The organism is Loktanella salsilacus (assembly GCF_900114485.1).
Taxonomy (GTDB): domain Bacteria; phylum Pseudomonadota; class Alphaproteobacteria; order Rhodobacterales; family Rhodobacteraceae; genus Loktanella; species Loktanella salsilacus.
Window position 1 is genome coordinate 1 of the sequence record NZ_FOTF01000012.1, and the last position, 18,274, is coordinate 18,274.

The following is an 18,274-nucleotide window of genomic DNA, read 5'->3' on the forward strand; positions in this document are numbered from 1 at the left end:
CGCTATCCATCATTGCGACATGTATTTGCGGATGGCGGGTATGCAGGGCCCAAACTGCGGGACGCGCTAAAGGCCCTCGGCCGATGGACCGTCCAGATCGTCAAACGCTCTGACACCGCGGAGGGCTTTGAAGTGCTGCCGCGACGGTGGGTCGTCGAGCGCACCTTCGCCTGGCTGAACCGATGTCGCCGCCTATCGAAAGATTGGGAAAAATCCATCGCAAGCGCAGAGGCTTGGATCCTCATCGCACACATCAGACGCGTCACACGGCATCTCGCAAGGGATTGAGAAGGTGCAGTTAGTTTTGAATCAGACTCTTAGATCAGCGTGACCGCTTGACCGGTCAGCGCGGATTGCTGGGCTGCCATGCCCATACGCACGGCCATCGCGCCGTCTTTGACTGTGACCTCCACGCCCGCCTCTGCCCGCACGGCAGCGGCAAACCGCTGGTGCTGATAGAAGGTCGCGCCGTTATGATCGCCTGCCTCTAGCAAAAGCGGATCAACAGGGATTTCTACCGTATACGGCCCCTTGGGATCGCGGGGGCTGACGGTCAGCGTTGGGATCGGGGCCGCGCCCAAGGCGGACGGCCAGAACCGGCCGGGACCGGGCACCTGCACTTCGATCTTGCCTTGCGGGCCAAGGGCGCAGATTTCCTCTTGGAAACGGGCGCCTTCGGCGAACATGCACAGTTCCAGCATGGCGCGGGTGCCATTGGCGAAATCGACGATGACAAAGGCGTTGTCCCAGATATCAGGCGTTTGCCCGTCATAGGATTCGTCCAGATGGTTCGCCGCCTGCCCGCCGCTGGCCATGATGCGCACCGGCTCTGACTGCACGATCAGCCGCATCAGGTCGAAGAAGTGGCAGCACTTTTCCACCAGCGTGCCGCCGGTGCGGGCGTTAAAGCGGTTCCAGTCGCCGATCTTGGGCAGGAACGGAAAGCGGTGTTCGCGGATGGTCAGCATCTTGATGCCGCCCGTCGCAGCCTCGGCCTGCGCAACAAAGGCAGAAACGGGGGGCATGTAGCGGTATTCCATCGCGACCCAAACCGGGTGCGGGTAATCGCGGAACAACTCTTCGACCTCTGCCGCCTCGGCGGGGTCTACGAACAGCGGCTTTTCGCACAGGATCGGCAGTGGGCGCTGCGCCACGATCTGGCGCAGTTGCGGCAGGTGGCAGTCGTTGGGGCTGACGATGACCAGCGCGTCCAAATCCGCCTGCCCCAACAGATCGTCAAGGCTGGTCGCGACGCGTGCGCCGCCCGCAAGGCGCGCCGCGGCCTGCGCCAGATCATCCACCGGATCGTAAACGACCGCGACGGCGGCATCCGGCAGCAAGGCAATGTTGCGCACATGCTCTTGCGCCATCATCCCGCAGCCAATCAGCCCGTAGTTCATTACTTTCGACATTTTATCCTCGTCCCATGCGCGATACGTACCGCGCCCTTTCATGATCGAACCATGTGCGTGAAAACTCTGCCCGTGCGCCGTCCGCAGCCCGGCTGACGCGCGAGATATGGGCCGACATCGTGCCCGGTTTCACCGCAAAATCCGGCGGGGCCCAATCTGGCACAGCGCGCAAACCGATGCGGTCTTCGACAGATGTGATCACCAGCCCCAGCCGGTCGCGATAATGGCGATACAGCGAATCCGACAGATCATCCGCCGACAGCCGCGCCGCGCGGGCGGCGTCCAGCCAGATCTCCTCGACCGCGATCGGCACGTCGTCAATCCGGCGCAAACGGCGGATACGCCAGCCTTGCGCGGCGGCACCAAAAGCGGGTGCATCCTGCGGTTTTGGGCAAAGCGTCACGTCCAGCACGGTGGCCGTTGGCAAGCCGCCGCCATTGGGGCGTTCAAGGCGAAAGAAGCTATAGACCGACTGCACATCAGGGCGCTGGCGGATGTAATTCCCCGACCCTTGGACGCGGACCAGCAATCCTTGTTCTGTCAGCAATGCCAATGCCTTGCGCAGCGTTCCTACGGATAAATCCAGATCCTGCGCCATCGTGCGTTCATTTGGCAGCCGGGTGCCATCGGCCAAGTGGCCCGCTGCGATTTCACGGATCAGACGTTCGCTGACCTGCACGTATTTGGGCAAAGGGGGCTTGGGCGGCACAGTAATATTCCAAATTGATACACTATTGTTACACTCCAAATCCCATGCTATGCAAGCCCCAACACCAGCGGGAGGAGCCGCCATGACCGATACTGTTGTCCCCGTCACCAGCCGCGATTTAGACGCAGCAGAGGTGTCCTGGTTCTCTGCGCTATGCTCTGATGACTACCAATTCCTAGGCGTGCCAGACGGCGATCTGCGTTCCAGCTGGGAGCATTGCCGCGACATCGGCCTAGAGGCAGAGCGTCAGGGATTTCGCAACCTGCTGGCCCCGTCGTCCTATCAGGTCGGCCAAGACACGCTGTCCTATGTCGCCGCCATGGCGCCGCTGACGGACCGCATCAACTTTCTTGCCGCCATCAGGTGCGGGGAAATGCAGCCGATCATGCTGGCCCGCACCGTCGCCACGCTGGACCACATGCTAAAGGGTCGTTTGACCCTGAACGTGATCAGCAGCGATTTCCCCGGTGAAAAGGCTGACAGCGCATTTCGCTATCGCCGCAGCCACGAAGTGGTCGAGATTTTGCGTCAGGCTTGGACGCGTGACAAGATTAACTTCAGCGGCGAAGTCTATGATTTCAAAGACGTTCCCACTGAACCTGCGACGCCCTATCAGACGGGTGGCCCGCTGCTGTATTTCGGCGGCTATTCCCCCGATGCGCTGGAACTGTGCGGCGCACAATGCGACGTCTATCTGATGTGGCCGGAAACCAAGGACGTTCTGGCGCAGCGCATGAAAGACGTTCATGCCCGCGCCGAAGCCCACGGCCGCACGCTGGATTACGGTCTGCGCGTCCATATGATCGTGCGCGACACAGAGGCCGAGGCGAAGGAATACGCCGAATATATCGCCAGCAAGCTGGACGACGAATACGGCAAACTGATCCGCGACCGCGCCCATGACAGCATCAGCCTTGGCGTCGCCCATCAGGCACGCGCCCGCGAATTGGCCGACCAATTCGGCTATACCGAACCGGGCCTGTGGACGGGCATTGGCCGCGCGCGGTCCGGTTGCGGCGCAGCGCTTGTCGGGTCCACGGATCAGATTATGTCCAAGATCGAAGATTACCAAAAGATGGGCATCCGCGCCTTCATCTTCTCTGGTTATCCGCATATCGAAGAGGCGCAGCACTTCGGCAGCCGCGTCATGCCGCACTTGAAAACTTGTTCACTGCCCGAAGCTTATGGCCGGGTGCCAACGACCACACCGCAGACGCCGCTTGGCGCAGGACCCCGGATATGAACCGCATCAAGATCACCGATTCCGTTGAATTCAGCCGCATCGTCTATGGCATGTGGCGCCTTGGCGATGACGATGACACCAGCCCCGCGCATGTGCAGGCCAAGATCGAAGCCTGCCTTGACCAAGGCATCACCACGATGGATCAGGCCGACATCTATGGCGGCTACATGGCCGAGGAAATCATGGGCGCGGCGCTCAAAGCGGCCCCCGCCCTGAAGGACAAGATCGAGGTCGTGACCAAATGCGACATCGTGATCGACGCTGGCCGCCACGCTGGCGCGACGGTCAAGCATTACGACACCAGCCGCGCCTATATTAACGCGTCGGTTGATGCGTCGCTGTCGCTGATGGGCATCGATAAAATCGACATGCTGCTGATCCACCGCCCCGATCCGCTGATGGACCACCTGGAAACCGGCCGCGCGCTGGACGATCTGGTCGCATCCGGCAAGGTCCGCGCCGTCGGCGTGTCGAACTTTCGCCCGTGGGACTGGTCCTTGCTGCAATCCGGCATGGACACCCCGCTGTCGACCAACCAGATCGAACTGTCGCTCGCCAACATCGCGCCCTTCGTGAACGGCGATGTCGCGCACCTGCAGCAGCACGCCAAGCCGATCATGGCATGGTCGCCCCTTGGCGGCGGCCGGCTGATGGACAGCGCTGGCGGGCCAAATCTGCATGCCTTGATGACCCAAATGGCAGAAGAGTCCGGCACCGACACAGCGGCCATTGCGGTGGCTTGGTTGCTGGCGCATCCTGCCAATATTCTGCCCGTCATGGGCACCAATACGCTGAGCCGTATCGCCACTCTGGCGGACGCCATGAAAGTTAAAATGAGCCGTCAGGCGTGGTATCAGCTCTATACCGCCGCCCTCGGACACGAGGTTGCATAAATGGACGCAGGTACAATCAGCACGTTCGATCCCGCCAGCGACGCGGACAGCTTTCGCGGCGCTTTGGGCACATTTGTCACCGGCGTGACGGTGATCACGACCGACAGCCCAGACGGTCCGGTCGCCATCGTCGCCAACAGCTTTGCCAGCGTGTCGCTTGACCCGCCCATGGTGCTGTGGTCGCCGGCAAAATCCAGCAAACGGTTCGAGCATTTCGCCGGCGCGCGCCGCTTTGCCGTGCATGTGCTGTCCGCCGATCAGCGCGACATCTGCACCGCGATTATCGGGTCGAAGACCGCGATCTCTAAGGTGCCGATGCACCTGTCCCATTGCGGTATGCCGATCATCGAAGGCGCTTTGGCGACCTTTGAATGCAACCTAGAAGCCACCCATGACGCAGGCGATCACGTCATCGTCGTCGGCCGCGTCACCAAGGCCCACCACGGCGGCGGTGACCCGCTTGTCTTCCACGCGGGCAAATACGGTGCCTTCACGCAGACAGACTAACGATATCCGCCTTCTCCTGGTTAAAAATATCTCGGGGGGAGGCGCGCAGCGACGGGGGGCTGGCCCCCCCTACCTGATTTTTCGCCGAAAAATCGGCCACGCCCGCACTGGGCACAACAGGGGAGGAGCCGGCATGCCGGTCCTGTTTGGGGTCCTTTGGCCCTTGCAACGTCTGAACACCGGATTGCTGGCCGTCGGCCGGACAATCGCTGTTGCGCTGCTTGCAGCGATGGTCTGCTTCATTCTGGGGCAGGTGTTTTTCCGCTATGTCCTGAACGACGCCCCGCGCTGGACCGAAGAGGCCGCGCGCTTTGGCATGCTGTGGATGACCGGGCTGATGGCCCCCGTCGCCTACCGTCAGGGCGGCTTTGTCGCGATTGACATGGTCGAACGCGCCCTACCCCGCATTGCCGCTGGCATCCTGACCCTTGTGCTGCTGTCCCTATCGCTTTGGGTGCTGTGCGTCATGTGGGACCGCGGCCTGAATAACCACGTCTTTAGCCTGTCCGGGCGCGGCACCATGCCATCCCTGCGTGTGCCGCTGGACCTATTCGGCGGCGAAAGCATCAAGTTCAAGAACCAATGGATGTTTGCCTCGCTCTTCGTGGGCGTCACCCTGCTGATCCTTGTGAACATCGAACTGATGCTGCGCCAGATCATTACCCTGCTGGGCGGGGCTGCGCGTTTGACACCGCTGGCCGATAAGACTGTGATGGCTGAATAATGCTGCTTTTATTCCTTCCCCTTTTCCTGATCCTGATCCTTTTCGGCCTGCCCATCGTCTTTGCACTGATGGTGTCCCCCATCGCGATGATCATGATCGAAGGCGACGCCCGCAATGTCGTCGCGGGCCTATACCGCAACCTTTACAACGGCATGGACAGCTTCCCGCTAATGGCGCTGCCCTTCTTTATGCTGGCCGGCGAAATCATGAACCGGGGCGGCATCACGATGCGCCTGGTGGAATTTTCCCAAGCCTTCATCGGGCATCTGCGCGGCGGTCTGGCCCATGTGAATATCCTGTCCAGCTTTCTGTTCGCGGGCATGTCCGGCTCTGCCGTCGCCGACGTCTCGGCCCTCGGCTCTACCCTGATCCCCGCGATGGAACAGAACGGCTATACCCGCCGCTTTGCCGCTGCGATCACCGCGGCCAGTTCCGTCATCGGCCCGATCATCCCGCCGTCCGGCATCATGATCATCTACGCCTATGTCATGGGCGAGTCTGTCGCCGCCTTGTTCCTTGCGGGCATCGTGCCGGGCATCCTGATCGGCCTTGGCCTGATGGCAACGGTCTGGTTCATGGCCGACCGCTATGACCTTCCCAAGGCCGAACGCATCGTCCACCCCGGCCAGACCATCAGCCGCGTCGAATACTGGGTCAGCTTTGCCCTGCTGCGCCTGAACTTTGCCTATATCATGTATGCGGTTGCCGGCCTTATCCCCGGCGCAGGTGCGGTCCCCGGCCTGCTGCTGTTCGGGGTCATGCTGGTCCCCGCCCACCTGATCCTGCTGGGCTACCGCAAACGGGTCAGCCACGATTTCCGCCTAATCTGCAAAAAGGCCGTGGCCCCGATGCAGACCCCGATCATCATCCTTGGCGGCATCCTGATCGGCGTCTTCACCCCGACCGAAGCCTCTGCCGTCGCCGTCGCCTATGCGCTGGTGATCAGCTTTGTGGTGCTGCGGTCCATGACCCTTGCGGACCTGTGGGCCGTGCTGGGCAAATCCGCCCTTGGCACCGCCGCCGTACTGCTGCTGGTGGGCGCGGCTGTCGCGTTCAAGACCGTGGTATCGCTGTCCTACGCGCCAGAGATCCTTGCCGATTTCATGCTGTCCCTGTCCAGCAACCCGCTGATCCTGCTGTTCCTGATCAACATCCTGCTCTTCGTTGTCGGCATGTTCCTCGACGCGGGTCCCGCGATCATCATCCTCGGCCCGATCCTTGGCCCGATCTTCGTCTCGCTCGGCGTCGACCCGATCCATTTTGCGATGATCATGTCGGTCAACCTGACCGTCGGCCTTGCGACACCGCCCATGGGGCTGGTGCTTTTCGTGACCTCGACGGTGTCGGGCGAACGGGTCGAAACCATCGCAAAAGCCATCCTGCCTTTCCTCGCGGTCGAGATCGCGGTGATCTTTCTGATCACCTATATCCCCGCGATATCTATGACGATTCCGCGCTTGACTGGCTTTGCCAACTGACGCGACACTGCACGAAAACCACCAAGGGAGAGAGACCAATGAAACACCTGATCACCGGCGCACTGACCGCCGCCCTACTGGCCAGCACAGCCGCAACAGCCTGGGCGCAAGACGCGACCTATACCCTGCGCGCCACCGCCAACAGCAACGAAAATGACGAAGACTACGACGGTCTGGTCGTGTTCAAGAACTACGTCGAAGCCGCGTCAAACGGCGCGATCGAAGTCGAAATGTTCATCGGCACCCAGCTCTGCGCCACCGGCGAGGAATGCCTTGAAGGCGTCGCCGAAGGCTCCATCGACATCTACATCGCGACATCCGGCGGCACGGCCTCGCTGTTCCCCTTCGTGCAGGTCCTCGATCTGCCCTACCTGATGGCTGACGACCGCGTGGCCGAATCCGTGCTCGACAACGGCTCGCCCTTCATCGCCACGATGCGCGAAATGGTCCGCGAAAGCTCTGGCGACGCGATCCGCCTGATGACCATCGGCAACACCGGCGGCTGGCGCAACGTGGCCAACGTCAACAAAACCATTCACACGCCAGAAGACCTGGCTGGCCTGAAAATCCGCACCGTCCCGGCTGAACTGCCGCAGGTTCTGGCGACCGCATGGGGCGCTGCACCAACCGCTATTCCATGGCCCGAACTGTTCACCTCGCTGCAAACCGGCGTCGTCGAAGGCACCGCAAACGGCATCACCGACATCATGTCGATGAAATTCCCAGACGCAGGCCTGAAGTATCTGACACTGGACCAGCACGCCTACATGGGCGCACTGTGGTTCATGAACAACGCCAAGTTCATGGATATGCCAGAAGACATGCGCAAGATCGTCGCCGATGGCTTCTATCAGCTACAGCAGGCGACCTTCGCCTCGCCCAAGCGTAAATCCATCGACGCCTATGCCGCCTTCACGGCTGCTGGCGGTGAAGTCTACGTCCCCACGCCCGAGGAAAAGCAAGCGTTCCAAGACGCCGCCGCCCCGGTGCAGGACTGGTTCCGCGAAAACGTTGATGGCGGCCCCGAAGCCCTCGACGCGCTGCTGGCTTCCGTTGACGCCGTCAACGCCCGCCTTGCCAGCGAATACGAAACCGAACTGAACTAAACCCAAAGGGCCGCCCGCCAAACCGCGGGCGGCCCTCACCTCTTACGGCGCAGCCCACCGGGCCGCCGCGCCACCCCTCCAAAAATCCGCACGAAAAAAGACCGCACACTCCCATGGCCGGTCCGTCTTTCTTCTGGTCAAAAATACCTCGGGGGAGGCCGCAGGCCGGGGGCAGCGCCCCCCAACCCGCTTTCCGCTAAACGCTAGGCCAACCCGCGCAGCGCCGCATAGCCCGCGCGATACCGGGCATGGGCCGCATCAAAGTCATCCCGCAGTGCCGCGATAGGCTCCACCGTGCGTGCGATGGGCGGCGTGCCGCAGGCCTCGACGCCTGCACCAGTTGCCGCCATCAGCCCCAAACGCGCCGCGCCAAAGGCACCGCCGAAATCGCCCGCGACGGGCAAATCGACCGGCAGTCCCAGCGATGTGGCGATGGCTTGCACCCAGTAATCCGACTTGGTGCCGCCGCCGACGCCAATCAGGCGGTCGATGCGGGTGCCGGTGCCGGTCAGCGCGTCAAAGCTATCGCGGAAGGCATGCGTGACGCCTTCCAATACCGCGCGGGTCATGGCGGTGCGGTCTGTCGCGTGGTCCAGATGCAGGAATTGCCCGCGGATTTTGGCATCATTATGCGGCGTGCGTTCACCGCCTAGGTACGGCAGGAACAGGGTGCGCGACGGGGCTTGCAGCGCGCCCAAGGATCCGGTCAACGTCGCCGCGTCTTCGCCCGCGACACCGGCCCACCAGTTCAGCGCATCAGCAGCGGCAAGGATGACGCCCATCTGGTGCCATGTGTCTGGCAGCGCGTGACAAAAGGTATGCACCGCGCTAGCCGCATCGGGTTGATAGTTGGACGACGCCGCAAACAGCACGCCAGAGGTGCCGAGCGAGACAAACGCCTGCCCCGGCTTCACGATCCCGACGCCCACGGCGCTGGCCGCATTGTCACCGCCGCCGCCTGCAACAACGACATCGCCAAGGCCCCAACGGCCCCCCAATGCAGCGCGGACTTTGCCCGACACGGCAGAGCCTTCGACAAGGCGCGGCATGTGATCGCGGGTCAGGCCCGTGGCCGACAGCAGCTCGTCCGACCAATCCCGTGTGCCGACGTCCAGCCAGCTGGTGCCTGCGGCGTCGGACATCTCTGCCACATGTTCACCCGTCAACCACAGACGCAGGTAATCCTTTGGCAACAGGACCTTGGCGACCTTTTTGAATGTATCAGGTTCGTTGTATCGGACCCATGCCAGTTTTGGCGCGGTAAAGCCCGGAAACACGATATTGCCGGTGAGGCGGCGGAAATAGGGGTTCGCGTCCAGCTCTGCTGCCTCGGCCGCGGACCGTGTGTCGTTCCACAAGATGCATGGCCGCAGCACCGCATCGTCCGCGCCCAGCAGGGTCGCGCCGTGCATATGGCCCGACAGGCCGATGCCGCGCACGGCAGACATGTCGACTTGGGTCGCAAGGCTATCCAAGACCGCCTCTGCCGCTGTAATCCAATCGGCGGGCCGCTGCTCTGACCAGCCGTCATGGGGGCGTTGCACGGTCAGGGGCGCAGTGGCTTCCGCCAAAACGACTTGGGCATCGTCAATGACGATGCCCTTGAGCCCGGATGTCCCGAGATCTAGTCCGATATACATTTAAGCTGCCTTTGCGCCGGGTTTCTTGCCAAGGATGATCATGCCAAGGATGTCGTCGTCTGTCACGTCCTCGACCTTTTCAGTCCCGACCAACTGGCCGTTTTTCATGACGGACACGCGGTCGCACAGCTCCATCACGTCGGCGATATCGTGGGAAATCAAGAAGATGCCCAGACCTTGACGCTTGAGCTCCTGCACCAGTTCCGCGACCATCTGGGTTTCCTGCGGACCAAGGGCCGCTGTGGGTTCGTCCATGATCAGGATCTTGGCGTCGAAATACACCGCGCGGGCGATGGCGACGGACTGGCGCTGACCGCCGGATAAGGCGCTGACCGGCTCGCTGAACTTGCGGAAGTTCGGGTTCAGGCGATGCATGATCTTACGGCATTCCGCTTCCATCTGCGCGTCGTCGACCATGCCGAATTTGGTCGTCAGCTCGCGGCCCAGAAACAGGTTGGACGCCGCATCAAGGTTATCGGCCAGCGCAAGGGTCTGGTAGATCGTCTCGATGTTGTAGGTCCGCGCGTCGCGGGGGTTGTCGATGGTGGCTTTCTCGCCGTTAACATAGATCTCTCCGCTGTCGGCGGCATAGGCGCCGGACAGGATCTTGATCAGCGTCGACTTGCCAGCGCCGTTGTGGCCCAAAAGGCCAACAACTTCACCGGGGTACAGATCGATGCTGACGTCATCCACGGCCTGAATGCCGCCGAAGGAAATCGACATATTGCGCATTTCGACAAGCGGGGTGCCGGTGCGGTCGATAGGGGTATTTGCACTCATGTTATCAGGCCCTTACTTGGATTTGCGACGATAAAGGATGTCAAGGAACACGGCCAGCACCAGCACGGAACCCACGACGACCTGCTGCATGCCAGCGTCAAAGCCGATCAGCACCATCCCGGACTGCAGCGACTGCATGACCAGCGCGCCAAGGATCGCGCCAAAGATCGTGCCAACACCGCCCGCAAGCGAGGTGCCGCCAATGACGGCTGCCGCGATGACGTAAAGCTCGTCCAGTGTCCCAAGCGCGTTGGTGGCAGAGTTCAGACGGGCCGAGGCGACGACAGCCGACAGGCCAGCCAGACCGCCCATGATCGCGAAGATCTTGACCGTCATCCACTTGGTGTCGATGCCTGCCAGCGCGGCAGCTTCTGGGTTACCGCCGATGGCGAACACGTAGCGGCCAAAGCGGGTGTTGTTCATCACAAAGTTCATCGTGACAGCAACGACGACCAGCACCAGCACGGGGATTGCGAAACCATGGCTGATGAACAGCGTCTCTGCTTCGACGTTCAGGTCGTTCGCCGCGATGTACTGCTTCACGATGCCCTTGGGCCAGTAGTAGGAATTAACCAGCAGCACGGCACCAACGGTGGCAGCGCAGCCAAGGACCGCAAGGAAGGTATCGGCCCAGTAAGGGCGCTTGGCGAATTCAAACTTGGTGCGCTGACGGCGCCCGTTCACGATCATGAACACGATGCCAGCGCAGATGATCAGGCCAACGATCCACGATCCTGTTGCGCCAACCGACCCGTAAGGTCCGCCGCCCAGCAAGGAAAAGGTCGCGTCCACTGGGGAAATCGTCTCGCCCCGTGCCACAAGAAAGGCGCAGCCGCGCCAGACCAGCAGGCCGCCAAGGGTGACGATGAACGCCGGGATGCCGCCGTAAGCGACCAGCGCGCCCTGAAAGCCGCCGATCATCATGCCGCAGATGATGCCGAAGACGACCGTGATGATCCAGATCGCCGGATGACCAAGGCCCAGATACTGCGGCAGGATGTTAACCTGCATCATGCCCATCAGAATGGCGGTAAAGCCAAGGATGGATCCGACGGACAGGTCAATGTGGCGGGTGATGATGACCAGCACCATGCCGGTGGCCATGATGCCGATGCTTGCTGTCTGAACGCTCAGGTTCCACAGGTTGCGGGGCGTCAGGAAAAAGCCCTGCCCGTTGACCAGAACGCCATACATATGAAAGCCGCCCCAGATCAGGATCAGGGCCGCGACCATGCCGATCAGGCGTGTGTCCAGCTCTGTCGCTGTCAAAAAGCGCGACCAGGCGCCTTTGCGGGCCGCCTGACTTGGCGGCGGGTTCGAGGGCGCCGCGGGGGCGTTCGTGGTATCGGTCATGGCAATTCCTGCGCGGGGTTTGTCAAAGTCGGCGTGATGGTCACGCAGCGGGGCATTCCCGGCGACCATTCACGTGAAGAAAGTGACGCAAGGCTGCGTCAAACCTAAATAAAACCGGCGCGGGAGTATTCCCCCGCGCCGGCAGGATCAAGGGTTACTGGCAGGCAGCAACTGTATCCATTGCACCTTCACAAGCCTGCTCTTTCGAGATCTGGCCCGCGTCGATCGCAAGGTTCAGGTTGTCAGCAGTGATCGGGGTTGGCGCAAGGAAGATTGCGTTCATCTCAACGCCCTTTTCGCCGCCAGCCCACTTTTGTGCTTCAGGCACGGCGTCCATTGCAGTGCCAGTGGCCAAAGCAACTGCGATTTCAGCAGCGCGCTTGCCCAGATCGTTGGAGTTTTTCCAAACGGACACAGTCTGCGTGCCACGTGCAACACGGTTCAGCGCGGCAAGGTCGCCGTCCTGACCGCCAACTGGCACGTCCATGCCCTGTGCGGTCAGCGCTGCGATTGCGCCGCCAGCCATGCCGTCGTTTTCGGCCAGAACAGCGTCGATCTCGTTGTTGGTCGAGGTCAGGATCTGCTCCATGTTCTTCTGAGCGTTCTCTGGCTTCCAGCCGTCAGTGAAAGCTTCACCAGCGATGGTCACGGTGCCAGCGTCGATCATGGGCTGCAGGACTTCCATCATGCCTTCCAGCAGGAACAGCGCGTTGGGATCACCGGGATCGCCCTTGATGATCGCGACATTGCCTTCGGGCTGTGCGGCCATGACGGTCTGCGCGATGATCGTGCCGACGCCTTTGTTGTCAAAGGTCAGATAGAACGCGCGGTCGTCTTCGATCAGGCGGTCATAACCAACAACAGGAATGCCTTCGGCAGCGGCTTGGTCCAGCGCGGGGACGATCGCGTCCTTGTCCATCGCCAGAATGATCAGCGCGTCTGCGCCCTGTGCGATCAGCGCTTCAACGTCAGTCAGCTGCTTGGCAGCGGATGCCTGCGCGTCAGCGGAAATGTAGGATGCGCCAGCAGCTTCCAAAGCGGCCTTGATCGCAGCTTCGTCAGTCTTCCAGCGCTCTTCTTGAAAGTTGGACCAGCTGACGCCGACGGTCATGCCGTGGCTTTCGGCCAGTGCCGCAGAGCTGAAACCACACGTCGCAATGACGGCGGCGAGGATGTGCTTGTTCATGGTGTCCTCCCAGACAGAATGTCCCGCGTTGTGGCGGGGATTCGGGGCCTTGCGACCCGCTGCTGTATAAAATGCCGAAATTAATTCAGTTGTCAAAATAATTTATCGGCTGGAACAGAATAATCTTGCATATACCGCGCCAGATTGACGTAATACGCAACAACGAAGCTGCCCGAGGGGGTGCATCGCCGCTTTGCGGCATGTGCAGGTGCAGCATTAAGTTCGAGGAATGAAGTTTATGTATAATGCTGGTGCGCGGGCCGTTTCTGGGCCTGATCTGCCGGGGTGCGGGCCGCTACAATCGGGCGAGCCGGGCCGTGCAAGCGGGCTGCGCCAGCAGGTGTTTGTCCATGTGCGCGCCCGCGGACAGGCCAGCCGGGCCGATATCGCACGCGGTTTGGGCATCAGTGCCGGCAGCGTCACGGCGCTGACCTCTGACCTGATCCAAGCGGGTTTTCTTGAGGAAATCGACGATCAACCGCGTGAAACAGGTCGCGGCCGCCCCCCCGTCGCCCTGCGCGTTGTCGGCGGATCGCGCTGCGTCATCGGGATCAAGGTCGCCGACACCCGCCATTCCGCCGTTCTGACGGATTTCGCGGGCCAGATGATTGCCGATGTGACCTTGCCCACCCCGCAGGCGCGCAAACCTGCCGCAGCGCTGGTGGCAGAGCTGGCGGTGCTGGTGGACCGGCTGCTGGCGGATGCGGGCTATGACCTCGATAGTGTCGCGGGCGTGGGCCTTGGGATTTCGGGCATCGTGGAACATGACGCGGGCCAGGTGCCATGGTCGCCGCTGATCACGGGCCGGGACACGCCGCTCGCTGCGCTGCTTGCGGACCGGCTGGGTGTGCCCGTGCGGATTGATAACGACGCCAATGTGCTCACGCTGGCAGAGCTTTGGTTCGGCACCGGCCGCGACCGGCCCGATTTCGCCGTGGTCACGGTAGAGCACGGCGTCGGCATGGGTCTTGTGCTGAACAACCGTTTGTTTCGCGGTAGCCGCGGCATGGGACTAGAGCTGGGCCACACCAAGGTCGCGCTGGATGGCGCGCTGTGCCGCTGCGGCCAGCGCGGCTGCCTAGAGGCTTATCTGGCCGACTACGCCCTTGCCCGCGAAGCCGCCACGGCCCTTGACCGCCCCGCCGAGGGGACAGAAAACACCGCCCTGATAGACCTGCTCTTCGCCGAGGCAAAGGCCGGCAATACGGCGGCGGCCACGATCTTTCGCCGCGCCGGGCGCTATCTGGCGGTGGGACTGTCGAACGTGGTGCAACTGTTCGATCCGGCACTGATTATTCTGGCGGGGGAACGCATGCGCTACGACTACCTTTATTCCGACGCCGTGCTGCGCGACATGCAGGCGCTGACCTTAACCGAAGGCCGCACATCGTGCGAAATCGCAACCCACGTCTGGGGCGATCTGGTCTGGGCGCAGGGTGCCACGGTGCTGGCCCTTGCCGACGCCACCGATGCGGCGCTGGGGGCATGATGCGGCTTGGTTTTGCACTGGCCCTGCTGGCCAGCCCCGCAAGCGCCCAAGTCACATTTATCGATATGTCTCAGGCGCTTGGACCCCACTCTTATGATGGCGGGTGGGAGCATTTCGTCGGCGGCGGCGTGGTGGTGATGGATTGCAACGGCGACGCCCGCCCGGACATCTTTGCCGCTGGCGGCGCGAACCCTGCCGCGCTGTGGATCAACCGCGGCGACTTCCAATTTGCCCGCGTGCCCTTGCCCGCGCTGACGGACACGGTCGGGGCCTACCCGCTGGACATAGACGGCGACGGCATCCTCGACCTTTACGTCATGCGCGTTGGTCCTGACGTGGCGCTCAAGGGGACCGGAGATTGCAGCTTTACCGACGCGACCGCCGATTGGGGTATCGCGCAGACGGACCAATGGACCACCGCCTTCACCGCATGGTGGGAAGACGGCAGCCGCCCCGTGATGGCCCTTGGCCATTATGTCGACCGTAGCAACCCGGACGGCCCGTTCTTTGCCTGCGACAGCAACACAGTCCTGCGCCCCGGCGTGAACGGCTATACCGCAGAATTGCTCGCGCCCGGCTTCTGCCCCCTCTCCATGCTCGCTGCCACGGACGCGCGCGGCCGCATGACCCTGCGCCTGTCGAACGACCGGCAATACTATGTGCGCGGCGGGTACGAGCAGATGTGGGACATCCAAGACCGCCGCTTTCTGGGGGATGATGACGGCTGGGCGCAGGTCTCGCTTTGGGGCATGGGCATCGCCAGCGCTGATCTGACAGGCGACGGGCTGGACGAGGTGATGCTGACCTCCATGGGCGATCAACTGCTGCAAATCGCGCAAAGTGACGGCACCTACGCCCCCGCGCCCTACGGCATCGGCACCTATGCGCAGCGCCCCTACCTTGGCGACGATGGCCGCCCGTCAACGGGCTGGCATGCGGAATTCGCTGATGTGGATAACGACGGCCGCCAGGACCTGTTCATCGCCAAAGGCAACGTCGACCAGATGCCATCAAACGCCATGGCCGACCCCAATAACCTGCTGATGCAACAGCCAGACGGCACCTTTTCCGAGGCCGCCGCCACCGCAGGCCTCGCCGACACGCGCCGCGCACGCGGGGCCGCCTTGGCCGACTTCGACGGCGATGGCCGCCTTGATCTGGTTGTGCTGAACCGCCGCGCCGACATCGCGCTGTATCGCAACGACACGCCAAAGACGGGCCACTGGCTCGCCCTTGATCTGTCGCAACCAGACGGCAACACCCGCGCCATCGGTGCCCGCGTGACCCTTACGACCGCGCAAGGCACCCAGACCAAAGAGCTAAGGATCGGCGGCGGCCACGCGGGCGGGCAGGCCCTGCCCCTGCACTTCGGCCTTGGCCAAGCGACACAGGCCGATGTCGCGATCACCTGGCCAGACGGCACAACCACAACGCAAACCCTGCCCGCAGGTGCAACGACAAAGATCACAAGGCCCTAACCCCGCACCACCCGCGTCCAGAGCCGCCGCCCCCATTCACCTTGCCAAATACACTCCCGCCGGAGGCACCGAATTTTCGGCGAAAATTCGGACGACCCAGCCCTAGGGGACCACCAACCCGCTGGGCACCGCGTCTGGCACCCCAAGGCGGCCTTTGACCGCTGCAGGATCAGTCAGACTGTCAAGGAAGGCCACCAGGGCAGTCACATCATTCGGCGACAGCACCACAGGCGGTGTGGTCACGGCGGCGGCGATGGCGGCGACCTCTGCGGGGTCTGACATGATGCTATCGTCTTCCACATCCAGCGCAGGCAGCACGGCTTGGCCCGCGTCATAGCGCGCCAGCGCCGCGACCGGATCGGCGTGATCGGCCACGAAAGCGGCCAGATCGGCATGACTGCCTGCATGCCCATAAGGCGCGGTCAGCGCGACGTTGCGCAGGGACGGCGTGCGAAAGGCGAACATATCCTCGGGCAGGCCTGTCACCTCGGCGCGGCCTTCGTCGCGCGCAAGGGTTTCAAAGCGCGCCTTCTTGCCCGGCCCGATCTGCGGCGCGCCCATGGCGTGATAATCCTGATCCGTCAGCAGCGGGCCGCTGTGACAATCGCTGCATCCGCCGCGGCCATAGAACAGGTCCATCCCCGAAGCGGCCAGCGGCGGCAAGTCAGCCTGCCCGCGCAGCACGGCGTCAAAGGGCGCGTTATCGGACCGCCACTCGTCCTCCATGAACACGGCAATCGCGTTGGAAATATCGGTAAAGGCGATGTCATCCGGCCCCTGCACATGCGGGTAAACGTCTCGGAACATCTGCGCATAGGCCGGAATATCCGCCACCCGCCGCGCGATAATGTCCCACGCGCCGCCCTGCCCGGTCAGCACCCCTTGGCGCACAGCGCGAGCGACGTCGCTTTCGGTGTAATGACCGGCCATCTCGTCGGGGCTGAGGACGGGAAACATGGTTTGCGCGGACAACAAGGACGCAAAGCCCGCCGTCATGTCTTCGTCCAGCGGAGTGCGTATCCCGCCGGGGCGCGTGTCATCCACAGCGATGCGGCCATCGTGGAACAATACGCGTAGATCCTTGATGCCAAGGTTGAACAGCGCGGGCGCGTTTCGGGGGATCCGCTCCTCTGGCAGGTTGTCTTTATCCGCCACCCGGTCTGTCCCAAGGCCAATGCCGCCATCCCCTAGCCCCAGCGACAGCCCGTCAGCAGTGCCAAAGCGCGGGTGGTGGCAGGTCGCGCAGGCCACATCGCGCGCGCCCGACAAAATAGGGTCATAGAACAGCAATTGGCCCAAGGCGGCCTCGGCCGGGTCAATGGGGCGAAAATCATCATCCGTCAGGGGTGCAGGCAGACTGCTGGGCGCGGCCATTGCCGTGCTGCCCATCAGGGCGAAAACCGCCAGAATCACTTGTTTTATTGCCATTTCGACGTCCCCCACTTGCGTTGCCGCACCATGCCCGACGTTGCTACATATCGCAACGGGGTGATGTTCTGGGTTTGACGAAACGGGCGGAACGATCTAGAACAAAGCAGGAACAAATGGAATCGGAGAGTCGCCGTGAACAGCCACCCTATCCCCGCGTCAGACGCCTTTGCCGGTCCCGCCCCGGACCAGCCGTCTTTGTCTTTGGCTGCGCCTTCGCTGGCGGAATATTTTGCCGATAACGCAGGTGACGGCGCGGTGACGGCGTTCATTTTCCAGCAGCTGCACGCAGTGATCGCCTCTGGCAAGCCGGTGCTGTGGGTACAGGACCGGATGAGCCAGCGCGAGGCGGGAAAACCCTATCCGCCGGGTCTGCCAGAGGATCTAAAGATGATCCTTGTGACCGTGAACCGCCCCGTCGACGCCCTGTGGGCGATGGAGGAAGGCCTGCACAGCGACGCCATCGGCGCGGTCTTAGGAGAGGTCTGGGGCGATCCTGCCGCGCTGGATTTCACCGCCACGAAACGGCTGGCAATGCGGTCAGAGGCGCGGGGCATTCCCGCCCTGCTGATCCGCCGCGCGGCCCATCCGAACCTCAGCGCGGCGCGCCAGCGGTGGAACATCAGCTCTTTGCCCTCGCGGCCAGACCCCGACGACGACCGCGCCCCGGGGGAACCTCTGTGGCAAGCCGATCTGTTCCGCGCGCGCGGCCGTGCGCCCGGGCAATGGGTCGCAGGCCCCGGCGCGCAGGGGGCTACGCTAGAACATCACGTCCGCATGGACCTTGGGCCAGATGCGCCGGGACAAGACGCAGACGACGCCAGCCGCGCCGCCGGATAATATTTTGA

The 18,274-nt window shown here is 62.6% G+C and carries 17 protein-coding genes; 10 read left to right on the top strand and 7 right to left on the bottom strand.

Features of this window, described 5'->3' with window-relative positions; genetic code table 11:
• A partial coding sequence (locus tag BM131_RS11915) for a transposase (RefSeq protein ID WP_139222572.1) occupies positions 1–288 on the top strand: 288 nt, incomplete at its 5' end.
• Positions 289–317: 29 nt separating this feature from the next.
• Here the strand turns inward: BM131_RS11915 and BM131_RS11920 are convergent.
• Both BM131_RS11920 and BM131_RS11925 read right to left on the bottom strand, forming a co-directional pair.
• Positions 318–1,412 (bottom strand): Gfo/Idh/MocA family protein, encoded by a 1,095-nt coding sequence (locus BM131_RS11920; protein WP_090189757.1) that lies wholly within the window; start codon positions 1,410–1,412, stop codon positions 318–320.
• 1 nt (position 1,413) lies between these two features.
• Positions 1,414–2,121, bottom strand: coding sequence for a GntR family transcriptional regulator (locus tag BM131_RS11925; protein ID WP_245754226.1), 708 nt, complete (start codon positions 2,119–2,121; stop codon positions 1,414–1,416).
• A gap of 82 nt (positions 2,122–2,203) precedes the next feature.
• Here BM131_RS11925 and BM131_RS11930 point away from each other — a divergent pair, with 82 nt between their 5' ends.
• From BM131_RS11930 to BM131_RS11955, 6 genes are all read left to right on the top strand, one after another.
• Positions 2,204–3,364, top strand: a complete 1,161-nt coding sequence (locus tag BM131_RS11930) for an LLM class flavin-dependent oxidoreductase (RefSeq protein WP_090189760.1) — start codon at positions 2,204–2,206, stop codon at positions 3,362–3,364.
• On the top strand, positions 3,361–4,257 hold the full coding sequence (locus BM131_RS11935; RefSeq protein ID WP_090189762.1) for an aldo/keto reductase: 897 nt from the start codon (positions 3,361–3,363) through the stop codon (positions 4,255–4,257). The genes BM131_RS11930 and BM131_RS11935 overlap by 4 nt, the downstream gene beginning before the upstream one ends.
• Positions 4,258–4,764, top strand: coding sequence for a flavin reductase family protein (locus BM131_RS11940; protein WP_175499305.1), 507 nt, complete (start codon positions 4,258–4,260; stop codon positions 4,762–4,764). It begins immediately after the preceding gene.
• 133 nt (positions 4,765–4,897) lie between these two features.
• The gene (locus tag BM131_RS11945) at positions 4,898–5,488 is read left to right on the top strand and encodes a TRAP transporter small permease (protein WP_090189764.1); all 591 of its coding nucleotides are present in this window, start codon (positions 4,898–4,900) and stop codon (positions 5,486–5,488) included.
• Positions 5,488–6,966, top strand: a complete 1,479-nt coding sequence (locus tag BM131_RS11950; protein ID WP_090189766.1) for a TRAP transporter large permease — start codon at positions 5,488–5,490, stop codon at positions 6,964–6,966. Before BM131_RS11945 ends, BM131_RS11950 begins: the two co-directional genes overlap by 1 nt.
• Positions 6,967–7,004: 38 nt before the next feature.
• On the top strand, positions 7,005–8,072 hold the full coding sequence (locus BM131_RS11955) for a TRAP transporter substrate-binding protein (protein WP_090189768.1): 1,068 nt from the start codon (positions 7,005–7,007) through the stop codon (positions 8,070–8,072).
• A gap of 203 nt (positions 8,073–8,275) precedes the next feature.
• On the opposite strand, the gene xylB is transcribed toward BM131_RS11955, so the two are convergent.
• From xylB to BM131_RS11975, 4 genes are all read right to left on the bottom strand, one after another.
• Entirely contained in the window at positions 8,276–9,712 is a 1,437-nt protein-coding gene (gene xylB, locus BM131_RS11960; protein ID WP_090189770.1) for a xylulokinase, read from the bottom strand.
• Positions 9,713–10,492: an ATP-binding cassette domain-containing protein gene (locus BM131_RS11965; protein WP_090189772.1), complete on the bottom strand. Its 780-nt coding sequence runs from the start codon at positions 10,490–10,492 to the stop codon at positions 9,713–9,715. It lies immediately after the preceding gene.
• A gap of 12 nt (positions 10,493–10,504) precedes the next feature.
• On the bottom strand, positions 10,505–11,845 hold the full coding sequence (locus BM131_RS11970; protein ID WP_090189918.1) for a sugar ABC transporter permease: 1,341 nt from the start codon (positions 11,843–11,845) through the stop codon (positions 10,505–10,507).
• A gap of 154 nt (positions 11,846–11,999) precedes the next feature.
• Positions 12,000–13,031 carry a substrate-binding domain-containing protein gene (locus BM131_RS11975; protein WP_090189774.1) on the bottom strand — a complete coding sequence of 344 codons (1,032 nt, stop codon included), beginning with the start codon at positions 13,029–13,031 and terminating at the stop codon, positions 12,000–12,002.
• Positions 13,032–13,269: 238 nt separating this feature from the next.
• On the opposite strand from BM131_RS11975, the gene BM131_RS11980 reads away from it, so the two are divergent.
• Positions 13,270–14,520: an ROK family transcriptional regulator gene (locus BM131_RS11980; RefSeq protein ID WP_090189776.1), complete on the top strand. Its 1,251-nt coding sequence runs from the start codon at positions 13,270–13,272 to the stop codon at positions 14,518–14,520.
• Positions 14,520–15,998, top strand: coding sequence for a CRTAC1 family protein (locus tag BM131_RS11985; protein WP_425434304.1), 1,479 nt, complete (start codon positions 14,520–14,522; stop codon positions 15,996–15,998). Before BM131_RS11980 ends, BM131_RS11985 begins: the two co-directional genes overlap by 1 nt.
• Before the next feature lie 102 nt (positions 15,999–16,100).
• Here the strand turns inward: BM131_RS11985 and BM131_RS11990 are convergent, their stop codons facing one another.
• Positions 16,101–17,426 (bottom strand): cytochrome-c peroxidase, encoded by a 1,326-nt coding sequence (locus BM131_RS11990; RefSeq protein WP_090189780.1) that lies wholly within the window; start codon positions 17,424–17,426, stop codon positions 16,101–16,103.
• Positions 17,427–17,561: 135 nt separating this feature from the next.
• Here BM131_RS11990 and BM131_RS11995 point away from each other — a divergent pair, with 135 nt between their 5' ends.
• Entirely contained in the window at positions 17,562–18,266 is a 705-nt protein-coding gene (locus BM131_RS11995; RefSeq protein WP_175499307.1) for an ImuA family protein, read from the top strand.
• Positions 18,267–18,274 lie beyond the last annotated feature (8 nt).

Excerpts from the sequence above, each read along its gene's own strand:
- BM131_RS11985 (WP_425434304.1), top strand. The coding sequence starts at position 14,520 with ATGCGGCTTGGTTTTGCACTGGCCCTGCTGGCCAGCCCCGCAAGCGCC.
- BM131_RS11990 (WP_090189780.1), bottom strand. The coding sequence starts at position 17,426 with ATGGCAATAAAACAAGTGATTCTGGCGGTTTTCGCCCTGATGGGCAGC.
- BM131_RS11950 (WP_090189766.1), top strand. The coding sequence starts at position 5,488 with ATGCTGCTTTTATTCCTTCCCCTTTTCCTGATCCTGATCCTTTTCGGC.
- BM131_RS11940 (WP_175499305.1), top strand. The coding sequence starts at position 4,258 with ATGGACGCAGGTACAATCAGCACGTTCGATCCCGCCAGCGACGCGGAC.
- xylB (WP_090189770.1), bottom strand. The coding sequence starts at position 9,712 with ATGTATATCGGACTAGATCTCGGGACATCCGGGCTCAAGGGCATCGTC.
- BM131_RS11980 (WP_090189776.1), top strand. The coding sequence starts at position 13,270 with ATGTATAATGCTGGTGCGCGGGCCGTTTCTGGGCCTGATCTGCCGGGG.
- BM131_RS11920 (WP_090189757.1), bottom strand. The coding sequence starts at position 1,412 with ATGTCGAAAGTAATGAACTACGGGCTGATTGGCTGCGGGATGATGGCG.
- BM131_RS11970 (WP_090189918.1), bottom strand. The coding sequence starts at position 11,845 with ATGACCGATACCACGAACGCCCCCGCGGCGCCCTCGAACCCGCCGCCA.
- BM131_RS11975 (WP_090189774.1), bottom strand. The coding sequence starts at position 13,031 with ATGAACAAGCACATCCTCGCCGCCGTCATTGCGACGTGTGGTTTCAGC.
- BM131_RS11935 (WP_090189762.1), top strand. The coding sequence starts at position 3,361 with ATGAACCGCATCAAGATCACCGATTCCGTTGAATTCAGCCGCATCGTC.
- BM131_RS11945 (WP_090189764.1), top strand. The coding sequence starts at position 4,898 with ATGCCGGTCCTGTTTGGGGTCCTTTGGCCCTTGCAACGTCTGAACACC.
- BM131_RS11930 (WP_090189760.1), top strand. The coding sequence starts at position 2,204 with ATGACCGATACTGTTGTCCCCGTCACCAGCCGCGATTTAGACGCAGCA.
- BM131_RS11955 (WP_090189768.1), top strand. The coding sequence starts at position 7,005 with ATGAAACACCTGATCACCGGCGCACTGACCGCCGCCCTACTGGCCAGC.
- BM131_RS11965 (WP_090189772.1), bottom strand. The coding sequence starts at position 10,492 with ATGAGTGCAAATACCCCTATCGACCGCACCGGCACCCCGCTTGTCGAA.